This window comes from Enterobacter chuandaensis (genome assembly GCF_003594915.1).
GTDB lineage: Bacteria > Pseudomonadota > Gammaproteobacteria > Enterobacterales > Enterobacteriaceae > Enterobacter > Enterobacter chuandaensis.
Genome location: NZ_QZCS01000019.1, coordinates 69673 through 81563 on the forward strand (window position 1 = coordinate 69673; position 11891 = coordinate 81563).

11 protein-coding genes are annotated in these 11891 nt (G+C 55.7%); 4 read left to right on the forward strand and 7 right to left on the reverse strand.

Going from position 1 to position 11891, the window contains the following annotated elements; genetic code table 11:
- Window positions 1-25 precede the first annotated feature (25 nt).
- Entirely contained in the window at window positions 26-688 is a 663-nt protein-coding gene (ytfE, locus tag D5066_RS21310; protein WP_119917141.1) for an iron-sulfur cluster repair protein YtfE, read from the reverse strand.
- A 244-nt stretch (window positions 689-932) separates the two neighbouring features.
- On the opposite strand from ytfE, the gene D5066_RS21315 reads away from it, so the two are divergent.
- Window positions 933-2582 (forward strand): methyl-accepting chemotaxis protein, encoded by a 1650-nt coding sequence (locus tag D5066_RS21315; protein ID WP_119917142.1) that lies wholly within the window; start codon window positions 933-935, stop codon window positions 2580-2582.
- Window positions 2583-2661: 79 nt separating this feature from the next.
- Here the strand turns inward: D5066_RS21315 and D5066_RS21320 are convergent, their stop codons facing one another.
- From D5066_RS21320 to D5066_RS21330, 3 genes are all read right to left on the reverse strand, one after another.
- On the reverse strand, window positions 2662-3627 hold the full coding sequence (locus D5066_RS21320) for a DMT family transporter (RefSeq protein WP_119917143.1): 966 nt from the start codon (window positions 3625-3627) through the stop codon (window positions 2662-2664).
- A gap of 75 nt (window positions 3628-3702) precedes the next feature.
- Window positions 3703-4527, reverse strand: coding sequence for an AraC family transcriptional regulator (locus D5066_RS21325; RefSeq protein WP_119917144.1), 825 nt, complete (start codon window positions 4525-4527; stop codon window positions 3703-3705).
- An 81-nt stretch (window positions 4528-4608) separates the two neighbouring features.
- Complete coding sequence (locus D5066_RS21330) at window positions 4609-5457, reverse strand: SDR family oxidoreductase (protein ID WP_119917145.1); 849 nt, start codon at window positions 5455-5457, stop codon at window positions 4609-4611.
- Between the two features lie 84 nt (window positions 5458-5541).
- On the opposite strand from D5066_RS21330, the gene D5066_RS21335 reads away from it, so the two are divergent.
- Window positions 5542-5928, forward strand: a complete 387-nt coding sequence (locus tag D5066_RS21335) for a winged helix-turn-helix transcriptional regulator (RefSeq protein WP_080328817.1) — start codon at window positions 5542-5544, stop codon at window positions 5926-5928.
- 40 nt (window positions 5929-5968) lie between these two features.
- Here the strand turns inward: D5066_RS21335 and D5066_RS21340 are convergent, their stop codons facing one another.
- Window positions 5969-7912: a bifunctional 2',3'-cyclic-nucleotide 2'-phosphodiesterase/3'-nucleotidase gene (locus D5066_RS21340; protein ID WP_119917146.1), complete on the reverse strand. Its 1944-nt coding sequence runs from the start codon at window positions 7910-7912 to the stop codon at window positions 5969-5971.
- A gap of 190 nt (window positions 7913-8102) precedes the next feature.
- On the opposite strand from D5066_RS21340, the gene cysQ reads away from it, so the two are divergent.
- Window positions 8103-8843 (forward strand): 3'(2'),5'-bisphosphate nucleotidase CysQ, encoded by a 741-nt coding sequence (gene cysQ / locus D5066_RS21345; protein WP_119917147.1) that lies wholly within the window; start codon window positions 8103-8105, stop codon window positions 8841-8843.
- Here the strand turns inward: cysQ and D5066_RS21350 are convergent.
- Window positions 8837-9394 carry a YtfJ family protein gene (locus tag D5066_RS21350; protein ID WP_028015282.1) on the reverse strand — a complete coding sequence of 186 codons (558 nt, stop codon included), beginning with the start codon at window positions 9392-9394 and terminating at the stop codon, window positions 8837-8839. The genes cysQ and D5066_RS21350 overlap by 7 nt on opposite strands.
- A gap of 324 nt (window positions 9395-9718) precedes the next feature.
- Between D5066_RS21350 and D5066_RS21355 the strand changes: the two genes are divergently transcribed.
- A complete protein-coding gene (locus D5066_RS21355; protein ID WP_008501430.1) occupies window positions 9719-9925 on the forward strand; it encodes a DUF1107 domain-containing protein in 207 nt (68 codons plus the stop codon).
- 76 nt (window positions 9926-10001) lie between these two features.
- On the opposite strand, the gene paeA is transcribed toward D5066_RS21355, so the two are convergent.
- Window positions 10002-11339 carry a polyamine export protein PaeA gene (gene paeA, locus D5066_RS21360; protein WP_080328820.1) on the reverse strand — a complete coding sequence of 446 codons (1338 nt, stop codon included), beginning with the start codon at window positions 11337-11339 and terminating at the stop codon, window positions 10002-10004.
- Window positions 11340-11891: the final 552 nt, after the last annotated feature.

An 11891-nucleotide genomic window follows, 5' to 3' on the forward strand; every position in this document is an offset into this window, starting at 1 on the left:
TAAGCGCTAGCGCCACCGGGCTTTTTTATTTATCAGCCAATGCCCGCGGGAACAGAACGTTATTCTCAAGACTGATGTGTTCCATCAGGTCATCAATCATCTCATTAATGCCGTTGTACATCGCTTTCCAGGTGGTGCACGCTTCCGGCGGCGGTGTGACGTTGTTGGTGGTGTGTTTGATGACTTCCAGCAGTTCGCCGGCATCATCATGTTCGCTTTCCATCACGCTGATGGGCCCCATCGTCTGGCTTCCCATTCCCTGTTTGATCATCGGGAAGAGGATCTGCTCTTCTTTCATCATGTGGCTGGAAAGCTCTTCATGCAGCATGGTCAGGTATTTCGCCAGACCGCGGGGTACGGAGGGTTTATCAGCGTGAACGCGCTCAACTTTGGTCGCCTGCAGAATCAGCTCAGGTAGCTGCTCACGGTGGCGGTCGTGGTAACGCACGATGATATGGTCGATGATTTCAGCGAGCGGGGCGGTGCGCCAGTCTTTGTCGACAGGCTGTTCGGCCAGAAGTGCCAGCTCCGCTTCTATAACCTCCACGTCCAGCTCTTTACGCGAGGCCGCTCGCGCCAGCGTTTGCTTACCGCCGCAGCAGTAATCCATGTCGTATTTGCGGAACAGCGCAGAAGCGCGAGGGATGGAGAGCGCCAGCTCGCCCAGGGGTTGGTCGCGAAAGGCCATAGCAGTTACCTCGTCATCAAAAATATAAGGTGCATATTAAATGCATCTTTATGGCGACGCTATAACCCTTTAGAGGGAAGGGGGAAAGTGAGACGCCGATCACAAAAAAATGTCCCGTTTAACTCCCTGAATGGACATAAGAAAGTGGTTTAGAAAGTTTTTAAAGGTGGAGAAACAGTAAACAACCCGCCGCGCGTGCCGATAGATACACGTCAGACAAACCTGCATATAACAAAGGCGACGCATGTTTAAACGTATAAAAGTCATAACTCTTCTTATTTCGGTGCTGCTTGTGCTCGGCATCATGCAAGTGATTTCCGCGGGTATCTTTATCAACGCGCTGAATAACGATAAAGACAACTTCACCGTGTCGCAGCTTTCCAGCCAGAACGTGGCGGAATTTACCGACGCCTGGATCAGCCTGAACCAGGCGCGCGTCACGCTAAACCGCGGGATGCTGCGTCTGCAAAGCAGCATGGCCTCTCAGATTAACGGCGGACAGCTGAACGAGCTGGTTAACACCGCGAAAAACCTGCTGGCTAATGCGCAGGTCCATTACGACAAATACTACGCCCTGCCGAATACCCCGGGTCTGGATGAGAACCTGGCCGATCGGCTGGAAGAGCAGTACCGCATCTACTCCGCCACGTTGACGCAAATGAACGTTCTGCTGGGCCAGGGCAACCTGGAAGAGATGTTCAAACAGAATGCCGAACAGAAGCAGACGGCAATGCAGAAGGTCTATCGCGAGTGGCGCGAGGCGCAGGCTGCGCTTACCAGTAAAGGCATTCAGGATAACGAAAGCGACTACAAGCGCATCCTGTGGATCCTTTCTGCCGTCATGATTCTCGTCATTGCGGTAATTATCTCCAGCTGGATCGCCATGCGCCGCGTGCTGCTGCTGCCGCTGGAAGAGGTGATCAACCATATCCGCGCCATCGCGGCAGGGGATTTAACTCAGCCGATTCAGGCTGAAGGCAAAAACGAAATGGCGATCCTGGCGCGCAACGTTCAGGAGATGCAAACCTCGCTGGCCAACACGGTTGGCGTGGTGCGTGAAGGCGCAGACACCATCTATACCGGCGCGGGTGAAATAACTGCGGGCAGCAACGATCTCTCTTCCCGTACCGAACAGCAGGCCGCGTCTCTGGAAGAGACCGCTGCCAGCATGGAACAACTGACCGCCACCGTGAAGCAGAACGCCGATAACGCGCGTCAGGCTTCCCGGCTTGCGCTGGATGCCTCCTCAACCGCGAAAAAAGGCGGTAATGTGGTGGAAGGCGTCGTGCGTACCATGGACGAGATCGCCACCAGCTCCAGCAAAATCGCGCAAATTACCAACGTGATCGACGGCATTGCCTTCCAGACCAACATTCTGGCGCTGAACGCGGCAGTGGAAGCGGTGCGTGCGGGCGAACAGGGCCGTGGCTTCGCGGTTGTTGCAGGTGAAGTACGAACGCTTGCCCAGCGCAGCGCCCAGGCGGCGAAAGAGATTAAGGCGTTGATTGATGATTCCGGCGAGCGCGTCAATGCGGGTTCTCAGCTGGTAAACGAAGCGGGCGCGACGATGGCGGAAATCGTCAACGCGGTTACCCGGGTGACCGACATCATGGGCGAAATTGCCTCTGCCTCTGACGAGCAGAGCCGCGGTATCGATCAGGTGGGCCAGGCGGTAGCGGAGATGGACCGCGTTACCCAGCAGAACGCCTCGCTGGTGGAGGAGTCTGCGGCGGCAGCGGCGGCGCTGGAAGATCAGGCCGCACGCCTGAACGAAGCGGTAGCGGTGTTTAAAATTACGCGTAATCAGGCGGTTAAAGCGGCGCCGGTGAAAACCTATGTGCCAAAAGCGCAGCCTGCTGCGACCGTAGCTGAAGCGAACTGGGAAACGTTTTAAGGGCTTGCCCGGTGGCGGCTACGCCTTACCGGGCCTACGGTTTTGTAGGCCCTGCAAGCGCAGCGCCGCCGGGCAATGCTCACATCTCCGACGCCGGAACGACCCTCGGTTTTTCCGGCTTCGCTCTTACCGCCATCACCACCCCCACCACCAGCAGCGCGATCCCACAGGCCGTTAACAGCGGCGGCACACTCTGGCGCATCAGGAAGGTGTACAGCAGCCCGGCCAGGGTTTCGAACACAATCAGCGGCCCTAAGATCACCGTCGGCAGCTTCTGGCTGGCAATGTTCCAGCACAGCGCGCCCACCCAGGAGCACAGCACCGCAATCGCCACCATCAGGCCAATAAAGACCCAGGGTCTTGGTCCGAAGGGCTGGGCAAACTCCGGCTGCTGATGACCCAGCCAGATGCATGCACCGGCATATCCCACTAACGAGACGGGGAGCGTGACCAGCGCCTGCGCCGTCGCCCACATCATCGGGTGCTTATCCGGATTCTCCCGCAGCCAGCGCGCATTACGCAGGGCGTACCAGGCCCAGCACGCGACCGAGATGAACGCTAAAACGATCCCAGAACCGTAACGCCACAAGCTGAAATCGCCCAGCCCGTGGCGCAGCTCGGCGATATTGACGCACACCAGCCCCACGGCGGTGCAGGCCAGGGCGGGTATCATTTTTGACCACGCCAGCTTGCCGTCCCGGTGGCTATAGAGCAGATTCGCGAAGATGGGGATAACCACCGGCAGCGTGCCGATAATCATGGTCGACACCGGCGCCCCGGTACGCTGAATGGCGCTTGCCAGGCAGACGTAATAGATGAGATTGCCCATCATGGTCAGCGCCAGCGCGGTGCCCCAGTCCTGACGGCTGAGCTGTCGCAAGCGCGTGCGCCCCAGCCATGCCAGAGGAAGGGCAATCAGCCCCAGCGCCAGATAACGTCCGGTAGACTGCAATATCGCCGGATATTCCGGCACGATCAGTGGGCCGACAAAGATCAGCCCCCACATCAGACCTGCAAGCAGGGCATACAACACACCGCTAATCATTTTTCCATCCACATTGATTTACTCTGCACTCAGTCTAGGAGGGTGAAACGCGCGCGTATTGTATGAGATTGCGCATTAGCGCCGGGCGACCTGCTTCTGATAGCGTACGGGCGTAATGCCGTAGCGGCGGGTGAAGGCGCGGGTTAAATGCGACTGGTCGGTCAGCCCGGTCGCGGCGGCGACCTCTGCTGCGGGCATGCCGTGAGTGAGGAACGCTTTGGCGCGCCACAGGCGAATCGCCATCAGCATCTGGTGCGGCGTAACGTGAAAGTGGGCTTTGAACTGGCGCTGGAAATGATACGGGCTGAGCGAGACGACGCTCGCCAGCTCGTCCAGCGTCAGGGCGTGCATGTAGTTGTCGTGCAGGTACTCGCGCACGCGCTCAAACCGGTGCGCACCTTCGTGAATCACCGGCGCGTGATGGGCTAGCGGCTGGAAAGTCTCAATCAAATCCAGCAGCAAGCTTTTTTGCGCCAGCGGGTCGTCCGTGTGCCACAGTCCGTAAATCAGCTGGCCGATTTGCTGCGAGCGCAGCGGATCGTGGCGCGTAACGTCGCTAAACCACCAGTGACGCAGGCCGGTCACCTCTTCCAGAAGATCGGGTTCGATGTAGACCATCCGGTAGCGCCAGCCGCCTTCGGTGGCGGATTCCCCCGTGTGGATCTCGTCCGGGTTCATGGTGACAACGGATTTTTCCGCCGCGAGATGCTGCGTGCCGCGATAGCGAAAGCGTTCGGCACCGGTTTCGATGGTGCCGATGCCGAAGGCTTCATGCGTGTGGGGCTCAAAGGCGTAGTCCGAGATATGGGCGTGATAGAGTTCCAGGCCCGGCAGCTGCGCCAGATGGCGAAAGCGCGCGCTGTCTCTCTCGTCAGTAAACTGTTCTGGTACGCCTTGCACGGTGAGCCTCCTCATGGGTCATCACTTTATTATCAGAGATGACCCGAGGGGATGCCACAAAAAATAACCAATCCGTAACAATTACAGAATGGCGTTGACGCTTTCCGCCAGCGGGGTGGTCGGGCGGCCGATCAGTTTGCTCAGGGTACGGCTGTCGTCAAAGAGCCCGCCTTTGGAGGCGCCCACGTCGGAGTCCGCCAGCATATCCGCCAGCCCGGCAGGTAAACCCACGCTCTTCAATGCGGCTGCAAAGTCCGCTTCGCTCAGATTTTGATACGCCACAGGTTTGCCGCTCTGCTTACTCAGTTCCGCTGCCAGTTCGCTCAATGTCCAGCCGTGGTCGCCAGCCAGTTCATATACCTTGCCCGCATGACCCTCTTCAGCGATCACTTTGGCGGCCGCCGCGGCGTAGTCTGCACGGGTCGCGGAGGCAATTTTGCCTTCGCCTGCGGCACCAATGAATACGCCGTGTTCCAGCGCAGGCGGCGCGCTCGCCAGATAGTTTTCGGTGTACCAGCCGTTGCGCAGCAGGGCGTATGGCACGCCAGATTCTGCCAGCGCTTTCTCGGTTTCGACATGTTCAACGTGCAGACCCAGCGGTGATTTATCCGCGTGCAGCAGGCTGGTGTAGGCGATAAATTTCACGCCTGCCGCTTTGGCGGCGTTGATGACGTTCTGGTGCTGGGCCGCGCGCTGGCCCACTTCGCTGGAGGAGATGAGCAGCAGTTTATCCACGCCGCTCAGCGCGGCAGTGAAGGCGGCCTCATCGGCGTAATCCGCCTGACGAACCACAATACCCTGGTTGCTTAACGCTTCAGCTTTCGCCGGGTTACGCACAATGGCAACAATCTGGTTTGCTGGAACGGTTTTCAGCAGTTCTTCAATAACGTGTTGGCCAAGCTGGCCGGTAGCGCCGGTAATCGCGATCATGATAAATCTCCTTCGTGTTTGTCTGGTGTTGTGGCACACTATCACCATAGCTAACTTTTAGTAAGTACGTACAAAAAGGTAAGTATGAAAAAAACGATCCCAACGCTCAGCGAGCAAATGCGCGATGGCAATCTCTTCGCGGAACAGTGCCCTTCACGGGAGGTGCTCAAACACGTAACCAGCCGCTGGGGCGTGCTGATCCTGCTGGCTCTTCGCGGAGGAACGCACCGTTTTAGCGAGCTGCGCCATAAAATGGGCGGGGTGAGCGAAAAGATGCTGTCTCAGTCGCTTCAGGCGCTGGAGCAGGACGGCTTTGTCGATCGCGTGTCGTATCCGGTCGTGCCGCCGCACGTCGAGTATAGCCTGACGCCGATGGGCATTGAGGTGAGTGAGAAAGTCGCCGCGCTGGCGGACTGGATTGAAGTCAATACGCCGAAGGTGATGGCGAACCGGGAAGAGCGGGCGGCGTAAAAGCCGGGTGGCGGTTTCGCCTTACCCGGCACAATCATCGCTACCTGCTTAAATCCACCTGATAAATCGCGAACCCGATATCATCCGTCGCAACCTTCTTCATCGGATACTGCGCCTTATCCTTAATAAACGCGGCTGCCTTATCGGACGGTGAGGTTTCAAAGCGGATATCCAGTTTCGTCTCGCTGTGGATTGGCGCAAGTCGCCAGTTGTTGTCCACCGCCGGGTGAATTTCGCCTGCCTTCTTCGACTCCGCGCCGAACCACGCCGCCAGCACCGAACGGTTCTCATCTGGAGAAGCAAAGGCGATGTGGCTATCGCCCGTTCCGGCAAACTTGCCGCCGTAGGCGCGGTAGTTATTGGTCACGACCAGGAAGGTGGCACTCGGGTCAATCGCCTTGCCGTTGAAGGTCAGGTTTTTGATGCGCTCCGCCTGAGGGTTAATAGCCTGACACTCGCCGTCATATTTCGCCGGCTGGGTGACGTCAATCTGGTAATTCACGCCGTCGATCACGTCGAAGTTGTAGGTGCGGAAGCCGTCCCAGTTAATCAGCGATTGCGGTTTGCTGCTGTTCGGATCGATCTGGTTGAACTGCCCGGCGGAGCATTCCAGCCACTCTTTCACCTCTTTCCCCGTGGCTTTAACCACCACCAGGGTATTCGGGTAGAGATAGAGATCGGCAGCGTTACGGAATGTCAGCTGGCCTTTTTCGACCTCAACATAGCTTGCCGGGTCGTTCTTGCGTCCGCCCACTTTGAATGGCGCCGCGGCAGACAGCACCGGCAGTTTTGCCAGATCCGGATCGCCCTGAACAAAGTGTTCGGCATAGGCTTTCTGCGCCATGTTGACCACCTGGACGGTCGGATCGTCCTGCACCAGCGCCAGGAAGCTGTACATGTTGTCGGCGGATTTGCCGATCGGCTTGCTGACGAATTCGCGGGTGGCGTCATGGTCGTGCTTCAGCACCTCGACCAGCTTTTTATCTTCAACCGCCAGGGATTTTTTAGCCGCCGCGTCGTAAATCGGGCGCGCTTCTGCTTTTGACTGCGTTACTTTCCAGCTGCCGCCGTCGTTATTCAGCACCAGATCCACCACGCCGAGATGATCGCCCCACATGCCCGGCATCACCGATGGCACGCCGTTGAGCGTCCCTTTCTCAATATCCGCTCCTTTAATGCTGGCGAAATCTTTGCCCGGGAAAACAGCGTGAGCGTGACCGAACAGGATCGCGTCAACGCCCGGGACTTCGCTCAGGTAGTAAACGGAGTTCTCCGCCATGGCCTGATACGGATCGGCGGAGAGTCCCGAGTGGGCGACAACCACCACCAGGTCTGCGCCTTTCTCGCGCATCTCCGGCACGTATTTGCGCGCGGTTTCGGTAATGTCATTAACGGTCACTTTACCGTCGAGATTAGCTTTATCCCACGTCATGATTTGCGGCGGTACGAAGCCGATATAGCCGATTTTCAGCGTCTGCTTTTTCCCGTCCTGATCGACAACCTCGGTCTCTTTTATCAGGTAAGGAGTAAAGAGCGGCTTTTGCGTCTTAACGTCGATGATATTGGCGTTAACGTACGGGAATTTCGCACCGGCCAGCGCATCGTGCAGATATTTCAGGCCGTAGTTAAATTCATGGTTGCCCAGGTTACCGACGGCATAGTCCAGCGTGTTCATCGCTTTATAAACCGGATGGATCTCGCCTTTCTTCAGACCTTTCGCCGCCATGTAATCGCCGAGCGGGCTGCCCTGGATGAGATCGCCGTTGTCCACCAGCACGCTATTTTTGACTTCGCCGCGCGCGGCGTTGATCAAACTTGCTGTGCGTACCAGTCCGAATTTTTCCGTAGGGGTATCTTTGTAGTAATCGAAGTCCATCATATTGCTGTGCAGATCGGTCGTTTCCAGAATACGCAGATCTACCGTCGCTGCCTGTACGCTCGCTGCAATCAGCGTCGCCAGAAGCGTTGCACTAAACTTAATCATCAGAGGAGTCCTTTTTTCGATCCGTTCCACAAAAGAGTATGTATCTATCGCTTGTTGCTTACAGAAATGTGAATCCTGACAGAAAAAAGCGACCTGAAACCGGAATTGCTTCACAGATAGCGGAATTGTTCACATTACGATATAACTAAAACAAAGAGTTAACCTCACTGCGTTAACAAAGAGGTGGAAAATGCTAGATAAGATTTGTCAGCTCGCACGGGATGCGGGAGATGCCATCATGCAGGTGTATGACGGTGTAAAACCGATGGAGGTCGTCAGCAAGGCGGACGACTCCCCGGTTACGGCGGCCGACATCGCGGCGCATAAGGTGATCTTGCAAGGACTGCAGGCCTTAACGCCGGAGATCCCCGTTCTGTCTGAAGAAGCGCCGCAAAGCTGGGACGAGCGCCAGCACTGGCAGCGCTACTGGCTGGTCGATCCGCTGGACGGGACAAAAGAGTTCATCAAGCGCAACGGTGAGTTCACCGTCAATATTGCCCTGATTGAGAAGGGCAAAGCGGTGCTCGGTGTGGTCTACGCGCCGGTCATGAAGGTGATGTACAGCGCCGCAGAAGGGAAGGCCTGGAAGGAGGAGTGCGGCGTGCGCAAGCAGATACAGGTGCGCGATGCCCGTCCGCCGCTGGTGGTGATTAGTCGCTCGCACAGCGACAGCGAGCTTGAGGAGTATCTGCAGCAGCTGGGTGAACACCAGACCACCTCGATTGGTTCATCGCTGAAATTCTGTCTGGTGGCGGAAGGTCAGGCGCAGCTGTATCCGCGCTTCGGGCCAACCAACGTCTGGGATACCGCGGCAGGTCACGCCGTTGCTGCGGCCGCCGGGGCGCATGTCCATGACTGGCAGGGCAGGCCGCTGGACTATACCCCGCGCGAGTCATTCCTCAACCCCGGCTTCCGCGTTTCTCTTTACTGAGCCAGCAACTTGTGCAGCAGGGCGACAACCTGCTGCACCTCTTCCTGGGTTAACGCGCCGTCTTTCACCCACTGAACGCGACCGTCCTTGTCCAGCACGACAATCGCCGAGCTCTCTTCCTCAAGCTGCCAGGCCTTACGCGTCACGCCGTTGCTGTCGACGATAAACTGCGACCACGGGTAGAGCTTTTTATTACTCTCAAGGCTGGAGCGCACAAACATCCCGGAGCCCGGAATGGCGTCATCGGTGTTCACAATCGTGGTGGTCTGGTAGCGGTCATGGGGGAATTTTGCGGCCTTGATCGCCTCCACCAGGCTGGCATTTTTCTCTTTTGCAGATGTACGACCGGCAATATGTTGTACAACTCTCACTTTGCCCGCGAGCTGCGCGCTATTCCAGGCTTTATAGCTAAACTTATCATTGTCGAGAATCAATTCTCCCCGGTCAGCAATGCCGACTGGCGGTACACGTTGTCCTTTTTCAATGCTGTGAGCGGAAGCCCACAGGGGCAGCAGCAGACAAGCTGCTGCAAGGATGTTACGTAGGGTCATGGCGTTTCCTTATTGTTTGCAGGTGATCCGACCACTTGGTCATACGCTTTTAATCATAAGTGCGATCAATGTGGTTTTCCCGCAATCCCGATGCCAGTTTGCGGGTGAACGCACATATCCATGAAAAAACGACGGCTTATACTGCTCCCTGTCACGCTTTGCAAAGATTATTCTGAATAATTGTAATCAAACGGTAAATAAACTTATGCACACTGGGTAACACCGTAGTTCTGGTCTATAGTCATTGGGCATCAAAATTTGCGCTCAGGACAGTCGGGCCGATTGTGGCACCGCAAGAGCGTATGATTCGCAGGAGATACAAGAATGAAAATTTTCCAACGCTACAACCCGCTTCAGGTGGCGAAGTACGTGAAGATCCTGTTCCGTGGACGGTTGTACATCAAGGATGTTGGCGCTTTTGAGTTTGATAAGGGCAAGATCCTTGTCCCAAAAGTGAAGGACAAACAGCACCTGTCTGTGATGTCCGAAGTCAACCGTCAGGTTATGCGTCTGCAGACTGAGATGGCTTAACCAACGTGCTATGCAGTAGGTAGTTAGAAAAACGGCTCCCGATGGGAGCCGTTGATGTTTGTGGAGATAGCGCGCTTTACGCCGACACCTTCTCTTCCGCATCTGGCAGCTTCGGCACCAGTACGGTCGGTTTGTTGTCGATACGCGTCACCAGCAGCTGGTCGATGCGGTAGTTATCAATATCCACCACCTCAAACTTGTAGCCGGAGAACTTCACCGAGTCGGTACGTTTCGGGATTTTACGCAGCATAAACATCATAAAGCCGCCGATGGTCTCGTAGTTGCCGGACTGCGGGAACTCGTCGATATCCAGCACGCGCATGACATCGTCAATCGGCGTACCGCCGTCGATAAGCCATGAGTTCTCATCACGCTGAACAATCTGCTCTTCCAGCCCCTGGCCAACCAGGTCGCCCATCAGCGTGGTCATCACGTCGTTCAGGGTGATAATACCCACCACCAGCGCATATTCGTTCATGATCACCGCGAAGTCTTCCCCGGCGGTTTTGAAACTTTCCAGCGCTTCGGAGAGCGTCAGGGTGTCCGGCACAATCAGGGTATTGCGGATCTGCACGCCGCTGTTGAGCGCCAGGCTCTGGTTTGCCAGCACGCGATTCAGCAGATCTTTGGAATCGACATAACCAATAATGTGGTCGATATCCTCATTACAGACCAGGAACTTAGAGTGCGGGTGCTGCGCCACTTTGTTCTTCAGGCTCTGCTCATCTTCGTGTAAATCGAACCAGATAATGTTTTCACGGCCCGTCATGGAAGAGGGCACGGTACGGGATTCCAGTTCAAATACGTTCTCAATCAGCTCGTGCTCCTGCTTACGCAGCACCCCGGCCAGCGCGCCGGCTTCCACCACCGCATAAATGTCGTCAGAGGTGATGTCGTCTTTACGCACCATTGGCAGCTTAAAGATGCGGAAAATGACGTTCGCCAGGCCGTTGAAGAACCACACCAACGGGCGAAACACGTACAGACAGAAGCGCATCGGGTTGATGATACGCAAAGCCACAGCTTCTGGCGCAATCATACCGATGCGTTTCGGGGTCAGGTCTGCGAAGAGAATGAACAGGCCGGTCACCAGCGAGAAGGAGAGGATAAAGCTCAGCTGTTCGGCAAGCTCAGCGGACATGTACTTCACAAAGAGGCTGTAAAATGCCGGGGAAAACGCTGCATCGCCCACGATACCGCCGAGAATGGCGACGGCGTTCAGGCCAATCTGCACTACGGTGAAGAACATGCCGGGATTTTCCTGCATTTTCAGGATGCGGGTGGCATTGATGTTGCCTTCATCGGCAAGCAGCTTAAGTTTGATTTTACGGGACGCGGCCAGCGAGATCTCCGATATCGAGAAAAATGCACTGACGGCAATAAGACAAAGTATTACTAAAATACTGTTTAACATAGTTTATCCGGCTTCTCGCCAGATCCTCAGAAGGGGAGTTGATACCATTTGTGTGAAAACACATTGAACGTCAGCTCGTAGCGTTGAGCCGATTATTTCAGCGGGTAGTATAGCGTAAAGAGATGTAAACCTGCCAGAGGTCACATTTTGGCGCTTAAGAACCGATAAGCATTGTGCTTGGGATTTGATGGGAATCATTTTCATTTAAAGAGGGTTTTCATGCATTCTAAACCGGATCTTTATCCAATCTTTACACAGCAAAATGTGCATTATCAGGACGGGACGGCTTCCTCTGAACGCTCTTTTATGTGGCTATGTGTCAGTGTCGATTAGTTGGAAAACTAAGCGGAGTCAGCCTTAGGACCCGGGATAAGAATGTGGCTTAGCACCGTGCAGTAGAACTATCTGAGGTTTTTATAAGGCTCTTCCTGCTAAAGGCAAATACGAAACATGCTTCTAAAGGCCAGAGATAAGCAAATAATAGATCGTTAATGGTGATCATGAAGACCAACCGTGTGGAATCGGGGCAGCATGTGCCAGCCCGCATATATG